Genomic DNA, 26,232 nt, shown 5'->3' with positions numbered 1-26,232 from the left:
ATGGTTTACCAATCGGCATGCGGAAGTTTATTTAACACATTATCCGGATTGTCGTTTATAAAAAGCTGCTGTCTGTCGAGCTTAAATTTTTTCTTTTGAGTTGTACTGGGCATACTGTCAACCATTGTATTAATCAACTCTGCTTCTGCAACTCCGTTAATCAAATCATAGTCAACTCCTATCTGCGATCCCGCACCCATATTAAAAGTATGAATCTTGGTAAGAACCAGCTCATTATTTATGTATTTGTATTCTGTTTCTCTTGTTCCAACAGGTCCAATTCCCTGTAGTGTAACACGAAGTATCCTGTCTTTATCAATATTAATATTTTCATAATCATAGGTTTTATAACCATCATAAGAATATTCTGCATTCACTGCATGCCAGGAAGTTTCCTGTACATAACCTCCCGTTTGTTGTTTGATAAGTACCAAAGCTGCACGGATATCTTTATTGTCGTTTTTGTTTTTTAAAACAATAACAATGTCTTTTAACTCGTCATCGTTTAAAAGACCTTCTGCTTCAAGTTGTATTTCATAAGGTTCTATAACGAAATCCTGAACTTTTTTTCCGGTTTTAGGAAAGACAGCAAGAACACCGCTGTCAAAAATTTCACCTTCTTCGCCAGCAGATAATGAATCAGCAGCATTTTCTGTTGTTGGTTTTGCAGTTTCAGAAACTTTTACTGTTTCTTTTTTACAGCTTACGGCTAAAAATATAATTATAAAGGCAAGTAATGTATGTTTCATTGATTTGGGTTTATTTACAAATCTAGATAAATTACTACAAATTTTGCATAAAAAAACCACTTCTTCTTAATAGAAAAAGTGGTTTTTGTGTTAAATTATGTTTTTACAAATCAAATTTAATCCCTTGTGCCAAAGGAAGATTTGTTGTATAATTGATTGTATTAGTCTGACGTCTCATATAGATTTTCCAGGCATCAGAGCCAGATTCACGTCCGCCTCCGGTTTCTTTTTCACCACCAAAAGCACCTCCAATTTCTGCTCCCGAAGTTCCGATATTTACGTTTGCAATTCCGCAGTCAGAACCTGTTACAGACAAAAATCTTTCGGCTTCACGTAAATTATTTGTCATAATTGCAGAAGACAATCCCTGTGCTACTCCATTTTGAAGTTCGATAGCATTATCAACATCTCCAGAATATTTAATTAAATATAAAACCGGAGCAAAAGTTTCATGCTGTACAATAGCAAAAGAGTTTTCCGCCTCTGCAATCGCTGGTTTTACATAACAGCCGCTTTCATAACCTTCGCCAGAAAGCACTCCGCCTTCAACCAGAACTTTACCTCCTTCAGCCACTACTCTGTTTAAAGCAACTGCATATTGTTCAACCGCATGTGTGTCAATAAGCGGTCCAACGTGATTGTTTTCGTCTAGCGGATTCCCAATTCGTAATTGTTTGTAAGCGGCAACAAGCGCTTCTTTTACTTTATCGTAAATACTTTCGTGAATGATTAATCTTCGGGTTGAAGTACAACGCTGTCCTGCCGTTCCAACTGCTCCAAAAACAGCTCCAATAACGGTCATTTTAATATCAGCGTCCGGTGTTACAATAATGGCATTGTTTCCTCCCAGCTCTAATAATGATTTTCCTAATCTTCCTGCCACTGTCTGCGCCACGATTTTCCCCATACGAGTAGATCCTGTTGCAGAAATTAACGGAATACGTGTATCTTTTGTCAACAATTCTCCTATTTGGTAATCTCCATTTATTAAACATGAAATTCCTTCTGGAAGATTATTTTCTTTAATAACCTGAGCAATTATATTTTGGCAGGCAATCCCGCAAAGAGGTGTTTTTTCAGAAGGTTTCCAAACACATACATCTCCCGAAATCCAGGCCAAAGCCGTGTTCCAAGACCAAACTGCAACCGGAAAATTAAATGCAGAAATAATCCCGACAACCCCTAATGAATGATATTGCTCGTACATTCTGTGCCCTGGTCTTTCTGAATGCATCGTTAATCCGTGTAACTGACGTGATAATCCAACAGCAAAATCGCAGATATCAATCATTTCCTGAACTTCGCCATAACCTTCCTGTAATGATTTCCCCATTTCGTAAGAAACCAATTTACCCAAAGCTTCTTTGTTTTGACGTAATTTTTCTCCAAACTGACGTACAATTTCACCACGTTGCGGAGCAGGAATCAATCTAAAGGTTTTAAAAGCTTCTGTCGCTGCACGCATTACTTTTTCGTAATCTTCAAGTGTAGAAGTTTTTACCGATGCGATTAATTTTCCGTCTACAGGTGAAAAACTGTCTAGAATTTCGCCCGATGAAAAGTTCTCTGTTCCAGTTGAAGTTCCTTCATTAACCAGTTTAATTCCCAGTTGTTCCAAAGCTTCATTCATGCCAAATTGTGATGCTATTGTTGTCATTGTAACTTTTTTAGTTAAAATTGTTATATTTTTATGTAAAGATATTGTTTTAGAATTAATTTCAAATCGAATTCAAGTATTAAAAACAAAGTAAAATTAGTGTTATTATATAAGTATTAACGCAAACCAAGGGTGATTTATTCAGTAAATTTGATGAAATTTGCATTCCTAAAATTATAAATATGACCTATTTCAGCCGTCTTTTGCTTTGTTTTATATTGGTTTCGTTTAATGCTTTTTCTCAAAAAGAACATAAAGCTTCTTTTCAGGTTGTGCCTCTTGGGATAAAAGGAGGAATCGACGAAAAAAATCTTTCGGCTTATTTATTAGCGCCTTCTAACTCAAAAGATTTTATTTGTTTGGATGCGGGAACCATAAATGCAGGAATTGAAAAAGCAATTGATAATAAAGTCTTTAAAGTTTCGACGAGCGAGGTTTTAAAAAAATACATAAAAGGGTATTTGATTTCGCATGCGCATTTGGATCACGTTTCGGGTTTAATTATCAATTCTCCAGCTGATTCTTCTAAAACGGTTTATGCGACTGAAAAATGTATGGAAATGATGGAAAACCATTATTTTAATGATCAGACTTGGGCTAATTTTGGAGATAAAGGACCAGGATTTCCGTTGAAAAAATATCATTTTCAAACTTTAAATTTAGGTGAAGAAACACCGCTTTCAAATACAACTATGTCGGTTAAGGCTTTTCCTCTAAGCCATGTGAATCCTTTTGAGAGTACGGCTTTTTTAATCAAAAACAACAATGACTATGCTTTATATTTAGGTGATACAGGGCCTGATTCTGTTGAAAAAAGTGATAAGTTAAAAGCTTTATGGACTGCTGTTGCGCCTTTGGTTCAAAGCAGACAATTGAAAGGGATTTTTATTGAGGTTTCGTTTCCTAATGAACAGCCTGATAAATTTTTATTCGGGCATTTAACTCCAAATCACTTAATGACTGAGCTTCATCTTTTAGAAGAATTAGCTGGAAAAGGTTCTCTAAATAATTTTAAAATTATTATTACGCATTTAAAACCTCCTGCAAAAAGTATTGCCAAAATTAAAGAACAGTTAAAAAATCAAAATAATTTAGGATTGAAGATCATTTATCCTGAACAGGGGAAAAAAATTGAATTGTAGTTTTTGTATAGACCACAGATTAAACGGATTTTATTAGCGAAGATTTGAATTGTAAATTCAAATTATTTGTAAGTTAATTTTTATATTTTAGCCGGATAAATTTTATTCAATGGAAATTATTTGGTCTAAAAAAGCACAATACACTTTTTATAATATTCGAAATTACCTCGAACAATTTTGGTCACCAACAATAGCTCAAAAGTTCATCAAAAATGTTTTACACATTTTGAGTTTATTAAAAAGTAACACAATGCTTGGAAAATATAACTCAAGCTTGAAATGTAGAGAAATAGTTATTTCAAAACATATCAATTTATATTATAAAACAGAGGAAGACAATATAAAATTAATCTCTTTTTATAACAATCGTCAAAAACCAATAAATATAATTGACTTGTAATTTATATAAGGTTTTTACTTTTTAACTCAGCTAACATTTCTTCATGTGTTATAAAATCTCCATTCTTCAAATCAAGTTTTCCTTGCTCAATATCAGCCTTTAAATCTAACATGAAATTTTCTTCTGGTGAAAGTATTTTTGCAATAGACAATACTTCATCTGGAGTAAATGACTGGTTTTTTAATTTTCGATAAAATGTTGGACTTGGAATGCCTACTTTTTCGATAATGTAGTTTTTTTTATAAGGAGATTTGTCCATTAAAGATTCAATATTATCTACTATATTCTTATATTCGATTATTTCTTGTATCATATTTGATCTTTTTTTAATATCATATTTGATACAAATATATATCAAAAATGATATACGCAATTTTCTTTAACATAAAAATAAACCCGACAGGTTTTAAAACCTGTCGGGTTTACTATTCGATTCATATTCGAGATAAATAAAATTACTTCTTAGCCGTAAATCTAGGATCTGTTTCCATTACGGTGCCGCATTTATCGCAGGTTCTTAATTCTTCTGAATTATAGAAATGTTCAAAATGAGGAAGAAAGTCTTTTTCAATATTATGTAACTCAAAATACACTTCGTACAATTTATGATTGCAGTTGTCGCAATGCCAAAGAAGTCCGTCGGTATATCCTAGTCCTGCACGTTTACGTTCAATGACCAATCCTATTGAACCTTCAGAACGAACAGGCGAGTGTGGTACTTTTGCAGGATGTAAATACATATCTCCTGCATTTAATTCCATTTCCTTACGTTCGCCATCTTCCTGAATTACCACTTTAATACTGCCTTCTAACTGATAGAAAAGTTCTTCGGTTTCATTATAATGATAATCTTTTCGTGCGTTTGGTCCGGCAACAATCATTACAATATAATCGCCTGAATCAACATATAGATTTTTATTCCCAACTGGTGGTTTTAGTAATTGTCGGTTATCTTCAATCCATTTTGTTAGATTGAATGGTTTTGCTATAGCCATTTTTTTCAGAATTTATGAAAAGCTAAGGTAGTGAAAAGTATTCAGTATACAGTTGCAGTCACAGCATTCAGATGCAACCTTTGATCAAAAACGGTGACTTATTTTATTTCTCGTATTAAATAAATATAAACCGGAAAATGATCACTAAAACCTGCTTCTGTTAATGTATTTCGCAACGGATAACCTTTGTATTTTCCAGAAGTTTGAATAAGATAGGATCTATTGAAAATACCTGCTTTCCAGAATTTGAAATTTGAAAAATCAGGTTCAATAAAAGATTTTGTCATTATGATTTGATCAAAAATATCCCAGGAATCACGAAAAGCGATGGTTCCTAATCCTCTTTCTGCCATTTCTTCAAACGGATTATAAACACCAAATTCCGGAACGTCAGCCTTTTTTGCTTTTGCTCCTAATTCGATTTTTACACTTTTATTAAAAGGGCCGTCGTTTAAATCCCCCATGGTTATAACTTTCGCCATTGGGTTTATCTGCTGTAGGGAATCAATTATTTTTCGGTTTAATCTTCCCGCTGCTTCACGAAACGGACTGCTGGCTTTTTCTCCTCCAGATCTTGAAGGCCAGTGATTGACAATAATATGAATTTCCTCATTTTCAAGAAACCCCGTAATCAAAAGCTGGTCTCTGGTAAAAACCCTGTTTTTAGTGTCGATTTTTATTTCAACATCGCCTAAATCTTCATTATTTGTTTCTTGCTGCACAGGTTTGTTTTTGTAAATCAATAATGGAATATTAGAGTACGAAGTCGGCCTGAAATATTTCTTTTGATACAAAAGTGCCACATCAATTCCGCGTTGGTCAGGCGAATCAAAATGAATGATTCCGTAATCGTAATCTACTATTTTTTCTTCTTTTATTAAATCTTCGAGAACACCTCGATTTTCAACTTCAGAACAGCCAATTAAGGTTGGAGCATTTGAGTTTTCCGGTTTTCCAATTTCTGAAATTACCCTCGAAAGATTTTTAAGTTTTTGTTCGTATTTTTCTTTTGTCCAATGCTGAGCGCCTGTTGGAGTCCATTCGTCATCATTTGTACTTGCATCGTCATAAATATCAAAGAGATTTTCGAAATTGTAAAATGCAGCAGTATGTATACTATATTTTTTAGATTGTGCGTTTGAGTTAAAAAGGAAAAAAAGAATCAAATAAAAAGAAAAAATAAGGCGCATATCTTTTAATGAATTAAAAAAAGCCAATTTATAAAATTTTATACATTTGTAAGAATTTTCTAAATATTTAATTTTTGTATTACTTTTTTTATTTTCAATTTCTCATGTAACTTGCTGACTTAATTTGTCTCTTTATAAAATGAAAAAAAATCATTTGTTCTTATTGCTCTCTTTATTCTTCAGCTTCGCTTATTCGCAAAAGAACAATAGGTTTGTTGACAGTATTCGAATACAACATAACATTCCAGAAGTGGCTTATGCCGTGGTTTCTGCTGATTCTATTTTAGAAATAAGTGCTCTGGGAAATAAGAGAATTGGAACTGATTTAAAAGCTGATTTGTCGGATAAATTCCGTTTGGGTTCTATCACCAAAACAGTAACAAGTTATATCGCGGCTGTTTTGGTTAAAGAAGGCAAAATAAATTGGGATACTAAGTTTTTTGACTTATATCCTGAATTGAAAGCAAAAAGCAATGCTGATATTGATTTTACCTTAAAAGATTTTATAACTTTTAGAGCCCATATTCCAACATGGTCTTATGGAAATGAAACTCCAACTCAAAAAGAAATAAAAGGAAACGACCAGCAGCAGCGTTATGAGTTTATGGCGTGGTTTTTTAAGCAAAATAAAATAATTTCTGAAAAACAGGAAGTATATTGGTCAAATCCCAGTTATGTTGCCGCCGGACTTATGCTCGAAAAAGCAGCTGGCAAAAGTTATGAAACACTGGTAAAAGAATTGGGAAGGAATTTAAATATTGATTTCGGGTTTGGTCAGCCAAATGTAATGGATGTTAACCAGCCTTGGGGACATAACGAAAACCTAAAGCCTGAAAAACCAGCCTTAAATTATAAATTAAACTGGCTTTCATCTGCAGGAAATATAAACGTCAGCCTGCCTGATTATTGTAAATTTACACAATTGCATTTACAAGGTTTATTAGGAAAATCGAAAGTATTTTCAGCTTCTGAATTTGATATGATGCACAATGGTTTACCTGAATTTTCGTTTGGATGGTATTCTGAAACTGATAAAAAAACGAACCTAAATTATTCTTTTCATTATGGAAATCCCGGAACTTTTTTAACCAAAGTGTATATTTGTAAAGCATCCAACAGAGCTTTTATCATCTTTGCAAATGTACAATCTGAGGAGGCAGATAAAGGCTTAATGCTTATCTTAGATGAACTGAAAAGAAAATATAACGGCTGACTATTTAATAAAAATACAATTAAGCAATAGGACTATGACACTAAAACCATTACAAGACATAAAGAAACACTTTACTATTTGTAAACTGGCATTTCTTATTTTTGCTTTCCAATCATTCACCTGTCAATCTCAACAAATCATGATAACACCGCCTTATTTACAAAAAGGAGATACTGTCGCTCTTGTCGCAACAGCCAGAAAAAATATCGACGATAATTTAAAACCGACAATAGACCTGCTTAAAAGCTGGGGTATAGAAGCAGTAATTGGAAGTTCAATTGGACTCGATTATCACCAATTAGCAGGAACAGATGAACAGCGCGCTGCCGATTTCCAAAAGCAGTTAGACAATCCAAACATAAAAGCAATCTGGTGCGTTCGAGGCGGTTATGGAACTGTTAGAATGTTAGATTTATTAGATTTTACAAAATTCAAGCAACATCCAAAATGGGTTATTGGTTTTAGCGATGTTACGGTACTGCACAACCATTTAAATACCATGGGTTACAAATCAATTCATGGTGTTATGCCTGTTACGATTCCGCGTGCAACACCTGCTGCGATCAGCTCAATGAAATCGAGTTTGTTTGGTGAGCCATTGTCTTATTCAATTCCTCCGCATGCAATGAACCGATTTGGTCAGGGAACGGGAGAAATTGTGGGCGGTAATCTTTCTATTTTGTATAGTTTATTAGGTTCACCATCGGCAATTGATTGTAAAGATAAAATCTTGTTTATCGAAGATCTGGACGAATATCTTTATCATATCGATCGTATGATGATGAATTTAAGACGTAACGGATGCATTGAAAACTTAAAAGGAATTATCATTGGCGGTATGACCAAAATGAAGGATAATGAAGTGCCTTGGGGCAAAAATGCATTAGAAATCATTGATGATGTTACCAAAAAATACAATATTCCGGTTATTTTCAATTTCCCGGCAGGACATATTCAGGACAATCGTGCTTTAATTATGGGAAGCAAAATTTCTATTGATGTAAATGCATCCGGAAGTACGGTTACTTTTCAGAAATAACAGCATTATAAATTCAATTTAAGAAAGTCTCTTAAATACCACACATAAAAATCTCGCAGAGACGCAAAGTTGCAAAGTTTAATTCTTTGTGACTTTGCGTTTTCTATTTTAAATAATCTCATATCCATCAGAAGAAACTGAAAGACTGTAAACTTTAAAAATATGGCAGAACATAATGAATTAGGAAAACTTGGAGAAGATCTTGCCGCAGAACATCTTGAAAAAGAAAATTATAAAATTCTGGAGCGAAACTGGGTTTACAAAAATGCAGAAGTAGATATTATTGCCCAAAAAGAAAACATTTTGGTAGTTGTAGAAGTCAAGACAAGGTCGAGTTTGGATTTTGGTTCTCCGCAGGATTTTGTGAAACCAAAAAAAATTCAACTGCTTATTAAGGCAGTAAATGCCTACATAAACTATAGGGAAAAGGATTTTGAAGAAGATATAAATGTTCGTTTTGACATGGTTGCGATCCATAAAAACGGGGAATCATTTGCAATTGAACATCTTACTGATGCTTTTTATCATTTTTAACATAATTTTTTATTGTTATAATTGTAACAAATTGTTTTTTTATTTATCTTTGCAAAGATTTATAACATCAAATTAACTAAACCAACCCAATTAAGTTACAAAAAAAAAAAAGAAAAAAAACTATGAAAACCGTTTCTTCAATCGTCGAAAATTACATCAAAACGAAACCATTTCTCTTAAACGCTTTATCTCTAGGGATTATCAACTTAACTTCTCTCTCTCGGAACATTATGACTGAGCTGGAAAATGAGTTTGGTAAAGAGGTAAAACAGGGTGCAGTTGTAATGTCTTTAAAAAGACTTACTGAAGAATTAGATTTTAAATTAAACCACAAAATCAACAAAGTAATTAAAAACATTGGTGAGATTACTGTTAGATCTGAATTGACAGATTACACTTTTGCAGCTTCTGAAACTGTTTTAAACAAACAAGCCGATTTAATCTCTGACATCAATGCTTTATCTGATATTTTCTACACCTCATCTCGCGGGGTAAACGAAACTAATATTGTGGTGAGCAGCAGTGTAAATCATTTAGTTGAAAAACACTTTATGAGAGAAAAACTAATTCAGAAATTAGATAATCTTGCTTCAATTACAGTAAAATTACCAAAAGAAAACATTGTTGTTCCTGGTATTTATTACTTCATTTTCCAGCGTTTGGCTTGGGAAGGAATCATCATTAACGAGGTAATTTCTACTTCAAATGAGTTTACTATTTTAGTAGGTGAAGATCAGGTTGACGTTGCTTTTAAAGTAATCAAAGACCTAAAAAACTAATTAAAATATATCTAATTTTAGATCTTATTAATATTTCAATTTCGAAAATCCTTTTGTCTTTTGATGAAAGGATTTTTTGTTACAACTATTTAGCAAACATTCCATTCTATTTTTTCCATAATAGGAATATTCTCAAAAACAGAATTGCAAAATAGTTAATTTTTAAAATTTCAGCCAAAAATTTACCAACTTCATAAAATGCACATACTACCGTGTTTACTGAGATTTTAGAGATAATCATCCAAAAAAAACACAAATAAGTTTTTTTTACCACTTTTTTATGAGAATATTATTTTTATATATTTGTTAACCTCTCAAAGCATTAGAGTATCGATTTTTGATAGTATCGTAATATAATTAGATTAAAATAGAAACTAATTAATTTAATGTTGAAAGCCAAAGACTATAATGACAAATTATTGGTGAGCGAACTCAAAAATGGCAGCGAAAAGGCATTTCGTTCCCTTTTTGATTTGTATTATCAGGATATTTATGGTTACAGCATAAGTTTATTAAAATCGAGAGAGGCGGCAGAAGAAAATGTTCAGGATGTTTTTATGAAAGTGTGGCAGCATCGTGAAAACCTAAATTTAGAACAGTGTTTTAAAGCTTATATTTTTACAATTGCCAGAAATCAGGCTTTCAATATATTAAATAAAGCAGCAAATGATCTGGCATTGAAAGAAGCTGTTTTTTATGAAAGCCAGAAATCGCATGAATACGGAGATTACGCGATTCGCGAAGAAGATTGTAAAAAACTCCGAAAACAAGCAATAAAACAACTGCCCCCAAAACGGAAGCAGATTTTTAAAATGTCACGAAAGAAAGGCATGAGTTACGAAGAAATAAGTCAGGAACTCGGCATTTCTATAAATACTGTCAGGAACCAAATGAGCAAAGCATTAGAATCGATGCGGGTCTTTTTTCAAGTTCATGATGAAATTATCTAACCAAAACCACATGTTAACCAATTAAAATCACTCCTTCCAGAGTGATTTTTTTTGCTTATTATGAAAATTATGGACCACAGATTGGACTGGTTGAAATAGATTTACACTGGTTTTATTAATTTGCTCTTTATGCATATTTTTCTCCATTTAACGAAGAAAATTTACTCAAAAAATTCGTAATCATGATCAAACATAGCCCGTGGTTTCAACCACGGAAGCGCAATATATATACAATTCGTAGTATCCCCGTGGTTGAAACCACGGGCTATGTTTTAATATGATTGTGGAGATTCTGTGTAAATCGAGTTTTAAGATGAATCAAATGCAATTAAAAACTCTGTGCAAAATCTATTTTATCCGCTAAATCTGCGGGCAAAAAAACATCTCAAGTTATTTTTTTAGAAAAAACTTCATTCTAAAACCTTCTCAAAAACAACCACTTAAAGCAGATTTTACTCTTTTAAATGTTAAAATTTAAAAATTTACAACGTTTGAGTAGTACTCAAATGCTTTTCAACTGTATTATACTAAAACCCCACCAAAAACAATTCGTAATGAATTCAAATTCTGAAATAAAAAGTCTTTTAGAAAAGTTTGTTTTAAACCAATGTACACCCGAAGAAATAAACGAGGTTGTGGCTTATTACAAAAAAAATCAGCTTACAGATGATTTTCCAACTGTAGAAGATATTCAACAACTTCTTGGCGAAATGCCAAAAATGGATCAAAAGACTGCCGATACTATTTTTATGAATATCCTTTCAGCTTCAAAAGAAGAGGAAACTGTGATTGAGATACCTGAAAGAAAATCAAATTTCAGAAAATATATTTCAATTGCAGCCTCAATTGTGGTTTTGCTTGGAATTGGCTTTTTTTATAAACAAAGCCTTGCTGATAAACCGGCAGAAAAAGAATTCGATTTCAAAAGTTCTGATATTGTACTTCAATTAGAAAATGGTGAAACCCAAATTTTATCTGAACACAATTCTGCTCAGGTAAAAGACGAAAAAGGAAACATTATTGGAAATCAAAACGGAGATAAAATCGTTTATGAAAACAGTTCAAATCCTGAAAAACTGGTTTACAATACACTTAAAATTCCGTACGGAAAAAAATTCCGCCTTCAGCTTTCAGACGGAACATTTGTACACTTAAACTCAGGAACAACTTTAAAATATCCGGTAAAGTTTATTGCTGGCGAAAACAGACAGGTTTATCTGGATGGAGAAGCTTATTTTGATGTTGCAAAAGATAAAAAACACCCTTTTATTGTAAATGCCGATGAATTAAATGTACGTGTTTTAGGAACGCATTTTAATGTTTCAAACTATCCCGAAGATGCTTCTACCGATGTTGTTTTGGTTGAAGGATCAGTTGGAATGTATAAGGCAGATGAAGAATTTGATGCTTTAAAAAACACGATTTTAAAACCGGGTTTTAAAGGAACTTTCAATAAAGGAAATGCTGCAATTTCGACCAAAGCGGTTATAACAGATATTTATACTTCATGGATAAACGGCGGGCTTACTTTTAGAAATATGACTTTCAAAAACATTATTACTAAGCTTGAAAGACGCTATAATGTTACAATTGTAAACAAAAACGAAAAACTGGCCAATGAAAAATTCAATGCAAGTTTTGGAGACGAATCTATTGATAAAGTGATGAGTTATTTCAACGACATTCACGGTATTAATTACACGATAAAAAACGATCAAATACTAATTAAATAACCACTAAAACCAATACAATATATGATGAAATAACATTACGGGAATAAAAAAATCGGAAAGAGCTGCGAACAATTTCCGATTAACTAAGTGATTGAATATAACGAATTAACTACAATCAATTAACAAAATTATGAAAAAAAAATCTAAGAATAATGGGTTTCTATACTCATTGTTCCAAAATGACCTAAAATTGAAACTAACTACTCTACTTCTTTTGGTCGCCATGTTTAATATTAGAGGGAATACTTATGCCCAAAAAACAAAAGTTACTCTTGAACTAAACAATTCAACAATCGAAAAGGTTATTGAGACCATTGAACAAAAAACCGACTTTAGATTTATTTACAAATTGAACGATATCGACTTAGATCGTACGGTTTCGATTTCTGTAAAAGATCAGTCTATATATGTCGTTTTAGACAAACTTTTTAAAGGAACTCTGACTGAATTTAAAATCAGGGATACTCAAATTATCCTCAAAAAACCGGAACTTAAAACTGAAGTTATTAAGTTTCAAAAACAAACCGTTACCGGAATTATTACCGATGAAAATGGTCTGCCTTTACCCGGCGCTTCTGTTATCGAAGAAGGAACAAAAAACGGAATGGTAACTGATTTTGACGGAAAATACAAACTTACTGTAGAAAGCAGCCAATCGGTTATTATTGTCTCTTTTGTGGGGTATAAAGAGAAAAAAGTAACGGCTAACCAAACGGTAATAAACATTCAGCTTTTTCCAGATGCTACAGATTTACAGGAAATTGTTGTTGTAGGTTACGGTACTGCTGCTAAAAAAGATGTAACGGGAGCGGTTTCTTCAATCGCTGCAAAAGACATGAATCAGGGAGCAATTGTAAATCCTCTGCAATTAATTTCTGGTAAAGCTGCGGGGGTTAATATTACGCAAATAGGAAGTGAACCGGGTTCTGGACCAAGTGTTCGTATTCGCGGTATTTCGTCTTTAATTGGGGGAAACGATCCTTTAGTGGTTGTAGATGGAATTCAGGGAAATATGGATTTGCTAAACCAGGTTCCGCCAAGTGAAATTGAAAGCATAGATGTTCTAAAAGATGCTTCGGCTACTGCTGTTTATGGATCAAGAGGAGCACCTGGAGTTATCATTGTTACAACTAAGAAAAACAAAGCGGGAAAAACTACAATAGAATATACTGGTTCTACATCTGTAGATTTTATCCCGAAAAAACTAGACATGCTTAATGCTGACCAATGGTGGCAGACTGCTCAAAGTGTAGGCGTTCCGGCATCTTCTAATCACGGTTCAAACACGAATTGGTATGGTCTTTTGACTGAAACCGGAATTACACAGACTCATACTTTATCTTTTGGAGGCGGAACTGATAAATTTAATTACAGAGCTTCTATAACGGCTATTATGCAGGATGGTGTTGTAATTAATTCGAGTAACCAAAAATATATTGGACGCATTCAGGCAACTCAATTGGCTTTAAATGATAAATTAAAACTAACCTTTAATTTAAACAGCGGCGTAAATAATATCACAAGCAGCATTGGAAGTATTGGAACAGTTGCTTATACATCAAACTTAATTACAAATGCATTATTAGCAAGACCAACAGATCCTGTTTATAATACTGATGGAACGTATTTTACAGATCCAACCGTATTTCATTATTTAAATCCTTATGCTGCTGCGCAAGAAGTAACAAATGAAAGACAAGAAGATAATTTATTTGGAAGCTTAAAAGCCGATTTAGATTTAGGAAAAGGTTTTTCAGCAAACTGGTTTGGAAGCTGGAGAAAAACAAACTATACGGCAGGTTATTATATGCCGGCAGAATCAACAGATTTTAACGCAGTTGAACAGCATGGTTTTGCCAATATAGATAATAAGAAACAGAACGAAAAATTAACCAATTTAAGTCTTACCTATAAAAAAACTTTCGGGATCCACAGCTTTAATGCTTTGGCTTTATACGAATGGCAAAGCCAGACTTATCAGGGAAATTATACGCAGGCAAGAGGTTTTATAAGTGACGAAGCTACTTACAATGCGCTTCAGTTTGGCGATTTGTCTAAAGTAAGAACCGGAGATATCAGATCTTATAAAAACGACAGATCATTGGTTTCTTATTTAGGAAGATTAAACTACTCTTTATTAGATCGTTATTTACTTACAGCAAGTATCAGACGTGATGGTTCATCTGTATTTGGCACCAATAACAAATGGGGGAATTTCCCTTCTGCATCTGTGGCATGGCAGATTAACAAAGAGCCTTTTATGATGAATCAGACTTTATTCAGCGAATTAAAACTGCGTGCAGGTTATGGTGAAACTGGTAATCAGCAGGGTCTTTATCCGCAGACTTCACTGCCGTTAGTCGACAGTGCCGGAAATATTTATTTTGGAGGATCTATTATTACCAATTTTGGTATTTCTCAAAATGCAAATGCTGATTTGAAATGGGAAACTAAAAAACAAACCAATATTGGACTTGATTTTGCTCTTTTAGATAATCGATTAAGAGGAAGCATAGATGTTTATGACTCAAGAACAGATAATCTTCTATTCGATTATACTGTACCTCAACCTCCTTATCCTTACAATAAAATCAAAGCCAATGTAGGAAGTATTTCAAACAAAGGTTTAGAAGCTGCTCTTGCTTATGATGTTATTAGAACAGATAACAGCACACTGACATTAGCAGGAAATGTATCTTTTATGAAAAATGAAGTGCTTAATTTAAGCGGCAGTATTAACGGTATTCCTTTAAATACAAACTTCGTAAACTGGGGAGCGCCAAATTCTTTATTAGTGCAGGGAAAACCAATTGGTTCCTTCTATATTTTAGAAAGTACCGGTACAAATGAAAATGGTGTCGAAACCGTAAAAGACCGCGATGGAGATGGTAAAATCGATCAAGGAGCTACAAGTCCGGATCGTTACTATGCAGGTTCTGCTCTCCCAACTTACACTTTTGCATTTAACCCATCTTACAGATACAAAAATTTTGATGCATCTATGTTAGTAAGAGGTTCAGGAGGAAATAAAATTTATAACAATCTTAACCAAAGATTGAGCATGCTGGAAAATACAGGTAGTTCAAATGTATTGGCCAGTGCTGTTGACAGAGGAATATTTTCTTCTCCTTATGGATCTGATGCATGGTTAGAAGACGGTTCATTTGTTCGTTTAGAAAACGTAACTGCAGGATATACTTTCCGTTTTACTGATAAATATGTAGACTCTGTTCGACTTTCGCTTACTGGAAACAACTTACTGTTAATTACAGATTACACAGGTGTTGATCCTGAATTAAATATAAGCGGAAGCGGCGACCCTAATGATAATTTTGGAGGCGATAAAGGAATTTATCCTCGTACCAGAAGTGTTGCATTTGGTTTGACTGTAAAATTTAAATAGTAAAAGAGATGAAAATTAAAAATATAGCAGCAGCAGGAAGCGTATGTTTCCTAACACTTTTCAGCTGTACAGATATCAACGAAAATATATACGATAAATATCAGCCGGACAGCTTTTATGGAACACCGGAAGGAGCTAATATTGCTCTTGCGAGTGTTTATGCTGAAATTCCGGGAGATTTTGAACGTAAAGGCGTACCCGGTGTAGGCTATGCCGGAGCAGATAATGGCTGGTACGACATGAACTGTATGTCATCAGATGAGCAGGTAATTCCGCATAGAAATGACGGTAACTGGCAGCAGGATTTTGCCCGTTTGCACAAACACGAATGGCTGCCTTCTGAATTCATTATCAACAATACCTGGAACTGGTTATACAAATCTGTTTTCAATGCCAATTTAGCTGTCGAGCTATTAGAAAAATCAAATGCCGATCCTTCAAAAATTGCCGAAGCAAAAGTATTACGTGCTTTCTTTTATTATTTATTGATTGATGATTTTGGTAATGTACCTTTTTACACAGACAACAATATTACCGTTGATAAAATTCCGCAGGCAAGCCGTAAGGAAGTTTTTAATTTTATAGTTAAAGAACTAACAGATAACGTAGAATTACTTTCGGTAACAAAAGGCGGTAATTATTATGGAAGATTCAACAAATGGGCAGGTTATACTTTATTAGCAAAAGTATATTTGAATGCTGAAGTATATACCGGAGAAGCAAAATGGACGGAATGTTTAGCGGCCTGCAACAAAGTGAGCGAAGGCGGTTTTACGCTGCATTCAGGCGAAGCAAACGATGCCAGTCCATTAAAGAATAAATATTATGAGTTATTTGGAGATGTGCTTCCAGATGATGAAACTATTCTTCCTATTTATGCTACGCTTGACGTTGTTTCCCGTAATGTTTATGCTGTTCGAAGTGTATACGGTCCTCAGGGTACAAATATGTTTGGATTAGCCGGATGGAACGGAACTATTGTTCCTAAAGATTTCTACTTAAAATATGCTGCAAATGATATCCGAAGAAACCAATTTTTGGTTGGAGAACAGCCGGGAGGATTCAATTATACACTTGAGGTTGCTTCCTTAGACAATCCCGGAGCTGCTCCTCAGGCAGGAGTTCGTAACGTTAAATTTTATCCTGCTGGGGTTAAAAGTGGCGGCGGCGCTTCAAATGATTTTCCTATTTATAGATATGCTGACGTTATTTTAATGATGGCCGAATGTAATGCGCGCTTAGGAAATCCTGCCGCTGCAAAGCCTTTTATAGACCAAATCAGACAACGTGCAGGTTTAGACGCTCTAGACCACAATCCTACTCTTGATGATATCTACAACGAAAGAGGATTTGAATTAAACTGGGAAGGTCACAGAAGACAAGACATGATTCGTTTTGACAAATTTTTATTAGCAAACGAGTTTAGACCAGCATCTCCTGCTTACCGAAAATTGTTCCCAATTCCAACATCTGCCTTAGATGCTAATCGCGGACTTAAACAAAACCCAGGTTACTAAAAACAAAACTATCATGAAAAAATATATCAATAAATTATTCTTACTGGGAAGCCTGCTTTTTTTAGCAGCTTCCTGTGAAAGTGAAGGTGCAGTAACGACACTCCAATCTGTAAGTTTTCCTTCTTCAATTGAAGTATCATCAGCTTCAATAGTTCTTAAAGAAGATACTTCAGATGATGCTGCCTTACTGGTGTCCTGGCCAAAAGTTACGTTTCCAATTGCAGCACCGGTTACTTATGCCGTACAATTTGATTTGACTACAGATATTAAAGGAAGTGAAGCATGGCTTCATGCCAAACGAATTGTAGTTGGCGAAGATGTTTTAAGCAAATCATTTACCGGAGCAGAATTAAATAAAATTGCAACAGATTTAGGTCTTAAAACAGATGTTTCGGGAGAATTAGTAATTCGTGTAGAAGCTGCTATGGATCATAAAGTGTACTCTGCTCCTATTACCATAAATGTTACTCCTTACCTGAAAACTGTTGTTATGGGCGAAATTTATATGCCGGGAAGTTATCAGGGAGAATGGGATGTAGAAACTGCCGCAACATTGAATGAAATTCAATTGGGAGTGTATCAAGGATATATGACTCTTGCACCAGACAGAGATCCTATTTTTAAATTTAATAAAGCAAGAAACTGGGCTCAATTCTACGGTGCTGGTAATACAAATTTTGATTTGAAAAACATGAGCGATGCCAACTTTGTACTTCCGGGAGCAGGCTCTTATCAAATAAAAGTAAATTTAAATACTTTAAAATGGAGCTCGACGCCTTATTCATGGGGAATTGTTGGAACTTCTCAAGCCGGAGGATGGGACAACAGTACACCTATGAGTTACGACCATCAAACTAAAACATGGAAAATTACTGCCAATTTAGTAACAGGAGCATTAAAATTTAGACTAAACAATAGTTGGACTATCAATTATGGACCAGCAGATCCTTCAACAAACACAATTAACCTGGATAATGGAGGTGCTTATGACATCCCAGAAGCGGGAGTTTACGAAGTAACTTTCAAAATTGATGAAGTAGATCCTGTAAGCAATGGTTACCCAAAAACTGCAACTTGTACGATAGTTAAAAAATAATCTAACATTGTAATATAGCTAGATTAGTTTGAGTGATACCTGCCTTTTTTGAGCGAAAGGCAGGCTATCTAAAAGTCTAAGCGATTACAAAAAAACTCAAAAAAAACATGAAATCAAATATAAAGATCGTTTATATACTGCTGCTGGCATTGGCTTTTATTTCCTGCAGTTCTTCTGATGACGATAACAAAACGCCGGATTCTCCTTATACACAATATGGGGCGCCATTTGAAAAAATGCCCAAAAAAGAAGACGCCATAATCTATCAGGTAAACATTCGTGCTTTTAGTCAGGCAGGAACACTGAAAGGAGTTCAGGAAAGACTTTCTCAAATTCAGGAACTGGGTGCAAATGTGATTTACTTAATGCCTATTTATCCTGTTGGAAAAGAAAAGGCATCTGGCGAATTAGGATCTCCTTATGCCGTGAAAGATTATAAAGCCGTAAATCCAGATTTTGGAACTTTACAAGACCTTCAGGCTTTAGTTGAAGAAGCGCACAAGAAAAACATGGCTGTTGTTTTAGACTGGGTTGCCAATCATACTGCATGGGATAATATCTGGATTACACAGCATAAAGACTGGTATCAGCAGGATGCGAGCCGCAATATCATTATTCCGCCGGGAACAAATTACAATGATGTAGCGCAGTTAAATTTCAACAACACTGAAATGAAAGATGCTATGATCGATGCCATGTCGTATTGGGTTTATAATGCCAATATTGACGGTTTCAGATGCGATTATGCAGATTTTGTTCCGAACAATTTCTGGGCAGATGCCATTACAAAACTTCGAAAAATCAAAAAGAACCAGACTATTTTAATGCTGGCTGAAGGTTCAAAATACAACCATTTTGCATCAGGTTTTGATTATACGTTTGGATTCAATTTCTTCAGTACTCTGGAAAAACTTTTTAAAGAAAATAAATCAGCTGTGACTATTCAGGAATCTAATACAACTGAATATGCCAACAACTACAATCCAGAAAACAGAGTCGTACGATACACAAGTAATCATGACGTTAACCTTTCTGACGGAACGCCGTTAGAACTTTTTGGAGGCAGAAACGGATCTATTGCAACGTTTGTTGTTGCTGCGTATTTAAAATCGGTTCCAATGATTTATAACGGACAGGAAATTGGATACAATAAAAGATTAAATTATTTTGCCAAAACACCAATCGACTGGAGTACTGCCGATAATGAAATGCTGGCTGAATACAAAAAAATCATCGCTTTTAGAAACACAAGCAAAGCCATTAAATCAGGAGAATACACAGGTTACAGCAGTGATGCTGTAAGTGCTTTTACTATGGAAAAAGACGCTGAAAAGGTTTTTGTACTTTCTAATTTAACCAGTTCAACGGTAAAACATCTTATTCCAAATACTTTAAAAGGAAACTGGAAAGACGCATTTACCGGAGCATCTGTAACTGTGGGTGCAGATATAACATTACAGCCTTTTCAATACATAATATTGAAAAATTAATACCAATGCAGCTTCTAATAAAACTAGATTTGCACAAAACTAAATAACATGAATTTTCAATCCCAAAAATCATTGCTTCAAATGCGTTTGAGCAAAAAAACAGCGTTTTTATTTTTTATATTCCTAAGTACATTTTGGCTTCAGGCACAAGAAATAACTTCGCCAGACAAAAATCTTTCTCTAAAATTTGAATTAAAAGAAGGCGGTATTCCGTCTTACCAATTATCATACAAACAGAAACCGGTTATTAAACCAAGTTCTTTAGGTTTAGAACTTCAAAACAACGCTTCGTTTATGAATGGTTTTACCATTACAAATACAGCTCAAACTTCTGTTGATGAAAATTGGAATCCGGTTTTAGGTGAAGAAAAAACAATTCGCAATCATTACAACGAATTGGTTGTCACTTTGGCTCAGGCAAAAAACAACAATAGATTTATCCGCATTCGTTTCCGTTTATTCAACGACGGATTGGGATTTAGATATGAATTTCCTAAACAAAATGACCTGAATTATTTTGTAATTAAAGAAGAGCACACTGAATTTCAATTGGCCGGAAATCATAAAATTTTCTGGATTCCGGGAGATTATGATACCAACGAATACGCTTATACAACTTCAAAGATTTCAGAAATTCCTTCTTTGATGAAAAAAGCTACGATTGAAATCAATGCACAGCAGCCAATCAAAGAATTGTCTGTACAAACACCATCAATGATGAAATCTGATGACGGTTTATACATCAACATTCACGAAGCTGGATTAATCAATTATCCGGCAATGTATCTTGAAGTTGATGCCAAAACCAACAAAATGACAAGTCATTTGGCACCAGATGCCGTTGGTGCAAAAGGATATATGCAGACTGATACTCAAACACCTTGGAGAACCATTGTAGTAAGCGATAAAGCAGCCGATATTTTAGCTTCAAAACTAATTTTAAACCTTAACGAACCAACAAGTTACAAAGATGTTTCCTGGATTAAACCTGTGAAATACATTGGAATTTGGTGGGAATATTTCGTGGCAGGAAGAAGCACATGGGCTTTTGGAAAAGAAAACAACGTAAAAATGACGGATGATTTCACCAAACTTACTCCAAACGGAAAACACGGAGCTACAACAGAACGCGCAAAAGAATACATTGATTTTGCTGCTAAAAATGGCTTTGATGCAATCCTTATCGAAGGATGGAACATTGGCTGGGAAGACTGGATTGGCAACTGGAAAGAAGACGTTTTTGATTTCGTAACCGCATATCCAGATTTTGATGTAAAAGCAGTTCATGCTTATGCAGCTTCAAAAGGGGTGAAAATTATCATGCATCACGAAACCTCTGGATCTGCTACCAATTATGAGCGTCGTCTAGATCGTGCTTTTCAATTTATGAATGATAACGGTTATGATGCTGTAAAAACAGGTTATGTGGGACAGATTATTCCGCGCGGCGAACATCATGACGGACAATGGATGGTAAATCATTACATCAACGTTGCAAAACGTGCTGCCGATTATAAAATTATGATCAACAGCCACGAAGCGGTTCGTCCAACGGGATTAAACCGTACTTTTCCAAACTGGATTGCTCAGGAATCAGCGCGCGGTACTGAGTTCGAATCTATGGGAGGATTAGCTCCGGATCACACTACCATTTTACCATTTACCCGCTTAATGGGAGGTCCAATGGATTATACGCCTGGAATTTTCCAGACCGATCTTTCGTATTACGGAACAGGAAGTTCACAACGAGTAAACACAACTTTAGTAAAACAATTGGCTTACTATGTAACCATGTACAGTCCGCTGCAAATGGCTGCTGATATTCCGGGGAACTATGAGCGTTTTCCAGATGCATTTCAGTTCATTAAAGACGTTGCTGTAGACTGGGACAACAGTTATATTCTGGAAGCTGAGCCTGGAGATTATATTACAATTGCACGTAAAGCAAAAGGCAAAAACGAATGGTTTATTGGCGGCATTACAGATGAAAATGCAAGAACAGCAGACATTTCATTTGAGTATTTACCTGCAGGAAAAAATTTCGTTGCCACTATTTATGCCGATGCTAAAGATGCCAATTGGAATCAGAATCCACAGAAGTATACCGTTACTAAAGTTATTGTAAACTCAAAAAGCAAACTGAAACAATATTTAGCTCCGGGCGGTGGTGCTGCTATCAGCATTAAAGAAGGAACTGCTTCAGATTTAAAAGGATTGAAAAAGTTATAATTCTTCGTTGAGCATAATTATTTTACCACATAGAAACATAGATTTTGTAAACTCCAAAAAAAGACATTTCATTTATTTAAAACGCACATAGCCATCTATGTGTGAAGAAATTTGTTTCTTTTTCTGAACCCTTTTACATCATAATATCTATGTTTCTATGTGTTAGATAAAATCGTTATACAGTATACTCAACGATTATAATTAGATTAAAATTTTACTACTTGAAAACTATTAACCACAAAATGTTTGTCGAATTTAAAAACAATGCGAGTGAGAATGAATTTTAGTTAAAAATGCCGACAAGCATTCAAAAAACTATTATTATGAAAATCAAAATTACCACTAGATTATTTCATATTACCAAAGCATTAATTTGCTTTCTACTATTATTTGCAAGTTCAGTGTATGCTCAGGATCCTCCGCAATATGGAACACCATTTGCAGGCGTACCAGACACGAGAGATATCAACATGTATCAGGTGCATATTCGTCCGTTTAGTGCCAGCGGAAATTTAGCCGGAGTAACTGCCAGATTAGACAATATAAAAGCACTTGGCACCAACGTAATTTATTTAATGCCTATTTTCCCGCACGGCACCGATTCCCGAAGTTCGGCTTCGCCCTATTGTATCAAAGACTTTAAAGCCGTCGGTTCTGAATACGGTTCACTGGCTGATTTAAGAACTTTGGTTGATGGCGCTCACAGCCGCGGTATGGCCGTTATTTTAGATATTGCCATCAACGGAACATCATGGGATCACGGATGGACCGTTTCACATCCTGAATATTACAAACGAACGGGAACCACAATTCAGCAGTTAGGAAACTTCTCTGATATTGCTGCGCTGGATCTTAATAATGCAGCTACCCGAAATGCCATAAAAGACGCTATGCGTTACTGGATTTTTGCAGCAAATATTGATGGTTACCGCTGCGATTATGCCAACAATCCGCCTTTAGATTTTTGGTCAGAAGTTAATTCAAACCTTCGAAGCATATCTTCTCATAATTTATTAATGTTAGCCGAAGGAGACCGACAAGAAAACTTTCAGGTTGGTTTTGACATGAATTATGGAGACAGATGGTTTCACAGCGGTTTGTACGATATTGCCAATGGCGGACCTGTTTCTCAAAGACTCCAGGATCAGTCTACTTATGAATATGCTAAAGCAACCGGAAATCAGCAGATCGTTAGATACACAGGAAACCATGACACGTATACCAATGATGATGGCGTGCGAAGACCATTTGTTGTCTTTAAAAATCACAACGGAATTGTTGCTAACTTTTTAGTTTCAGCATATATGAAAGGTATTCCTTTTTTAATGAGTGGACAGGAAATTGACTACGAACCCAAAACAGACTGGCCTTGGACAAACTTTAAATTCAACTGGTCTCAAAATCCAACTGCTGCTGCAGACTTCGCTAAAATCTTAAATTTCAGAACTGCCAGTGCAGCGATCAGACGAGGCGATTTAACGACGTATGCTAATGATGACATCAGCATTTTCACCAAAACATTAGGTTCAGAAAAAGTTATTGTAATGTCGAATTTGAGAAATGCATCAAAATCGTATGTTATTCCCGCAGCTTTGGCAGGAACTTATGTAAATCCGTATAACAATAATGTTTCTGTAACTTTAACAGCAGGTTCTACACGCAATTTTGCTGCTTTCGAATATTTGGTTTTAACCAATACAAATGCTCCGGTTGTAGCCGTTACAGGAGTTTCGGTTAGTCCGGCAACGGCAACTGTTGGTTTAGGAAGTACGCAGCAATTAAATGCAGCAATTGCTCCTGCAAATGCCACAAATCAAAATGTAACCTGGACATCAAGCAATACAGCTGTAGCAACCGTAAATGCTTCTGGTTTAGTTACGGCAGTTGCAGCAGGAACAGCAGCCATTACGGTTAAAACGGTTGATGGAAATAAAACAGCTACATCTGCTATAACTGTTGCTGCAATTCCGGTTTCTTCTGCAGAAGTTTCTCCAGCTTCTGCAAGTTTGTATGCCGGAAACACACAACAGCTTTCTGTGACAATTTCACCTGCAAATGCAACAAACAAAAACGTAACCTGGTCTTCAAGCAACAGTGCAGTTGCAACTGTAAATTCAAGCGGACTTGTAACAGCTGTTTCTGCTGGAACAGCAACAATTACAGCAACAACACAAGACGGAAACAAAACAGCGTCGGCAGCAATTACAGTAAATCCAAATACGAATTTTACGGTCTATTTCTATAAACCATCAAATTGGGGAACTGGAATTAAAATTTACTATTGGAATGCTTTACCAACAGGAGTTTTGGCAAATGCGACATGGCCGGGTGTAAACATGACCGATTCTGGAAATGGCTGGTACAGCTATACTTTTACCAATGTAACTTCGACCAATTTAATTTTCAATGATGGAACAAACCAAACAGCCGATTTAAGCAGAGATAAAAACGGATGGTATATGAACAGCGCTTGGTACGATTCTAATCCGGGAACGAGTGTTGCGGTAACCAGCGTTAGTTTAAGTCCAAGTTCAGCATCATTAAATGCTGGCGGAACACAGCAATTGACTCCAACGGTTCTTCCTGCAAATGCGACTAATAAATCAGTAACCTATAGTTCAAACAATACGGCTGTGGCAACCGTAAACAGTTCTGGTTTAATTACCGCTGTTGCAAATGGAACTGCGGCAATTACCGTTTCAACTGTTGATGGAAACAAAACAAGTACTTGTGTTGTAACGGTTTCAACAACTTCTGGAGGAGGAAATTATTACACCATAAAAAACAGATGGACGGGAGCTTATTTATCTGATGCGGGAACAAATACAGGTTACGGAACAACTGTTTCTGGTAATAATTATAAATGGCAGAAAATCGCAATCGATGCCACTTATTTTGTTCTAAAAAATGTGGCTACAGGTGAGTTAATGAATATTGAAGGTCAAACCGGAAGCGTACAATGCAATATAACCGATACTACTTTCTGGAGTGCCCAATGGTCAAGCGATTATATAGATGGAACCTGGGTTCGTTTAAGAAACAGATGGCAGACAGGAAATATTATTCATGTTGAAAATCAGACAGGTTCTGCGCAATACGGAAATTCACAAGACGGCTGGTACAGCGCACAATGGCAATTAGAACCAACAACTGTTGGAACAGGAAAATCGGCTTTAAAAATTGAAGAAGTTTCAGAAACTGAACAAGTAATCAGCATTTATCCAAACCCATCTGTAAACAATGAATTTAATGTTGTATTACCAGAATTGGAAAGCGGAGATATGGCTTCAATTTCTGTTTCAGATATAAACGGAAGAACTGTTTTAACCGAAAGACTTTCTTCTTCAGGAAAAATCGATCATCGTTTGGCTTCAGGAATATATATTGTAAATATTGTTTCTAAAAATTACAAAACAACTAAAAAACTAATCGTTAAATAATCCCATTTAGTTTAAAAATTAAAAGGCGTATGAAAAAATCATACGCCTTTTTGTTTTTTTTACTTTGCTTGTTCGCTATTGTTCGATTAGCTGCGAAAAAACTTAAAATGAATAATTTAGAGCAACGCCAAAATTATTATCTAATGTTATCTCGTTTTTTATAACTGCAGGTTTAAACGCCAGTTTTTCATCTACATTAAATTGCGATAAAGCGGCATCGATATTGGCGTCAATAATATTTAGGACATAAAAACCAACCATAAATAAAGCCGATAAATCCCGGTTTCTTTGAAATCCTTTTTGAGCAGTAATTAATCTGCTGTTATCTAATCTAGCTAAACTCGGTGTTTCACTTGGATTTCCTGCTAATCTGTTTTTATATTCGTTTCGATACAGCTTATATTTCTTTTGGTTGTCAATATACAAATAAGTACTTGTTCCAATTGCTCCGTAAACTAATGGAACTTTCCAGTATTTTTTATTGTAGACTTGTCCTAATCCCGGCAGGATTGCCGAATAAAACGATGCTTTTGCCGGACGAAGCGGATCAATAGCTTCTAAAGTAAGAGTGTCTTTTGAAATGATTTTAGTCTTTTCCTGAGCAAAAATTGAAGTTAATCCAAAAAATAAGAATAGAAGAATGAGTTGATTCTGCATATAAAGCTGGCTTTGAAAA

20 protein-coding genes are annotated in these 26,232 nt (G+C 35.0%); 14 read left to right on the top strand and 6 right to left on the bottom strand.

The genetic code is table 11. The annotated features are described in order from the left end of the window. Positions 1-5 precede the first annotated feature (5 nt). Both PQ462_RS01085 and amaB read right to left on the bottom strand, forming a co-directional pair. A complete protein-coding gene (locus PQ462_RS01085) occupies positions 6-749 on the bottom strand; it encodes a hypothetical protein (protein WP_274252060.1) in 744 nt (247 codons plus the stop codon). Between the two features lie 103 nt (positions 750-852). Then, on the bottom strand, positions 853-2,406 hold the full coding sequence (gene amaB / locus PQ462_RS01080; protein WP_012023307.1) for an L-piperidine-6-carboxylate dehydrogenase: 1,554 nt from the start codon (positions 2,404-2,406) through the stop codon (positions 853-855). A 182-nt stretch (positions 2,407-2,588) separates the two neighbouring features. Between amaB and PQ462_RS01075 the strand changes: the two genes are divergently transcribed. Beyond that, positions 2,589-3,548 carry an MBL fold metallo-hydrolase gene (locus PQ462_RS01075; RefSeq protein WP_274252059.1) on the top strand — a complete coding sequence of 320 codons (960 nt, stop codon included), beginning with the start codon at positions 2,589-2,591 and terminating at the stop codon, positions 3,546-3,548. Positions 3,549-3,657: 109 nt separating this feature from the next. Next, positions 3,658-3,948: a type II toxin-antitoxin system RelE/ParE family toxin gene (locus PQ462_RS01070; RefSeq protein ID WP_121362611.1), complete on the top strand. Its 291-nt coding sequence runs from the start codon at positions 3,658-3,660 to the stop codon at positions 3,946-3,948. 1 nt (position 3,949) lies between these two features. Here the strand turns inward: PQ462_RS01070 and PQ462_RS01065 are convergent, their stop codons facing one another. The 3 genes from PQ462_RS01065 to PQ462_RS01055 form a co-directional block, all read right to left on the bottom strand. Beyond that, complete coding sequence (locus tag PQ462_RS01065) at positions 3,950-4,261, bottom strand: hypothetical protein (RefSeq protein ID WP_274252058.1); 312 nt, start codon at positions 4,259-4,261, stop codon at positions 3,950-3,952. A gap of 142 nt (positions 4,262-4,403) precedes the next feature. Beyond that, positions 4,404-4,943, bottom strand: coding sequence for a 3-hydroxyanthranilate 3,4-dioxygenase (locus PQ462_RS01060; RefSeq protein WP_012023303.1), 540 nt, complete (start codon positions 4,941-4,943; stop codon positions 4,404-4,406). 98 nt (positions 4,944-5,041) lie between these two features. Then, entirely contained in the window at positions 5,042-6,133 is a 1,092-nt protein-coding gene (locus tag PQ462_RS01055) for an endonuclease/exonuclease/phosphatase family protein (protein ID WP_274252056.1), read from the bottom strand. A gap of 139 nt (positions 6,134-6,272) precedes the next feature. On the opposite strand from PQ462_RS01055, the gene PQ462_RS01050 reads away from it, so the two are divergent. The 12 genes from PQ462_RS01050 to PQ462_RS00995 all read left to right on the top strand — a co-directional run bounded on the left by PQ462_RS01050 (position 6,273) and on the right by PQ462_RS00995 (position 25,556). Then, the gene (locus PQ462_RS01050) at positions 6,273-7,346 is read left to right on the top strand and encodes a serine hydrolase domain-containing protein (RefSeq protein ID WP_274252055.1); all 1,074 of its coding nucleotides are present in this window, start codon (positions 6,273-6,275) and stop codon (positions 7,344-7,346) included. 139 nt (positions 7,347-7,485) lie between these two features. Beyond that, positions 7,486-8,385 (top strand): S66 peptidase family protein, encoded by a 900-nt coding sequence (locus PQ462_RS01045; RefSeq protein ID WP_149205746.1) that lies wholly within the window; start codon positions 7,486-7,488, stop codon positions 8,383-8,385. A gap of 162 nt (positions 8,386-8,547) precedes the next feature. Next, the gene (locus tag PQ462_RS01040) at positions 8,548-8,919 is read left to right on the top strand and encodes a YraN family protein (RefSeq protein ID WP_274252054.1); all 372 of its coding nucleotides are present in this window, start codon (positions 8,548-8,550) and stop codon (positions 8,917-8,919) included. Between the two features lie 122 nt (positions 8,920-9,041). After that, positions 9,042-9,698 carry a hypothetical protein gene (locus PQ462_RS01035; protein ID WP_012023298.1) on the top strand — a complete coding sequence of 219 codons (657 nt, stop codon included), beginning with the start codon at positions 9,042-9,044 and terminating at the stop codon, positions 9,696-9,698. Positions 9,699-10,084: 386 nt separating this feature from the next. Further along, positions 10,085-10,648 carry an RNA polymerase sigma factor gene (locus PQ462_RS01030; RefSeq protein WP_274252053.1) on the top strand — a complete coding sequence of 188 codons (564 nt, stop codon included), beginning with the start codon at positions 10,085-10,087 and terminating at the stop codon, positions 10,646-10,648. Positions 10,649-11,202: 554 nt separating this feature from the next. Continuing rightward, positions 11,203-12,381 carry a FecR family protein gene (locus tag PQ462_RS01025; RefSeq protein ID WP_274252052.1) on the top strand — a complete coding sequence of 393 codons (1,179 nt, stop codon included), beginning with the start codon at positions 11,203-11,205 and terminating at the stop codon, positions 12,379-12,381. Between the two features lie 190 nt (positions 12,382-12,571). After that, a complete protein-coding gene (locus PQ462_RS01020) occupies positions 12,572-15,784 on the top strand; it encodes a TonB-dependent receptor (protein ID WP_254796515.1) in 3,213 nt (1,070 codons plus the stop codon). An 8-nt stretch (positions 15,785-15,792) separates the two neighbouring features. Next, the gene (locus tag PQ462_RS01015) at positions 15,793-17,301 is read left to right on the top strand and encodes a RagB/SusD family nutrient uptake outer membrane protein (RefSeq protein ID WP_274252051.1); all 1,509 of its coding nucleotides are present in this window, start codon (positions 15,793-15,795) and stop codon (positions 17,299-17,301) included. Positions 17,302-17,314: 13 nt separating this feature from the next. Beyond that, positions 17,315-18,397, top strand: a complete 1,083-nt coding sequence (locus PQ462_RS01010; protein WP_274252050.1) for a SusE domain-containing protein — start codon at positions 17,315-17,317, stop codon at positions 18,395-18,397. A 107-nt stretch (positions 18,398-18,504) separates the two neighbouring features. Further along, positions 18,505-19,887 carry an alpha-amylase family glycosyl hydrolase gene (locus PQ462_RS01005; protein WP_274252049.1) on the top strand — a complete coding sequence of 461 codons (1,383 nt, stop codon included), beginning with the start codon at positions 18,505-18,507 and terminating at the stop codon, positions 19,885-19,887. An 81-nt stretch (positions 19,888-19,968) separates the two neighbouring features. Beyond that, positions 19,969-22,116, top strand: coding sequence for a glycoside hydrolase family 97 protein (locus tag PQ462_RS01000; protein WP_274253740.1), 2,148 nt, complete (start codon positions 19,969-19,971; stop codon positions 22,114-22,116). A gap of 323 nt (positions 22,117-22,439) precedes the next feature. After that, positions 22,440-25,556 (top strand): Ig-like domain-containing protein, encoded by a 3,117-nt coding sequence (locus PQ462_RS00995; RefSeq protein WP_274252048.1) that lies wholly within the window; start codon positions 22,440-22,442, stop codon positions 25,554-25,556. Between the two features lie 102 nt (positions 25,557-25,658). On the opposite strand, the gene PQ462_RS00990 is transcribed toward PQ462_RS00995, so the two are convergent. Beyond that, positions 25,659-26,213, bottom strand: coding sequence for a DUF5683 domain-containing protein (locus PQ462_RS00990; protein WP_274252047.1), 555 nt, complete (start codon positions 26,211-26,213; stop codon positions 25,659-25,661). Between the last annotated feature and the right edge of the window lie 19 nt (positions 26,214-26,232).

The organism is Flavobacterium sp. KACC 22758 (genome assembly GCF_028736135.1).
Taxonomy (GTDB): domain Bacteria; phylum Bacteroidota; class Bacteroidia; order Flavobacteriales; family Flavobacteriaceae; genus Flavobacterium; species Flavobacterium johnsoniae.
This window is presented reverse-complemented; position numbering and strand designations above follow the sequence as displayed.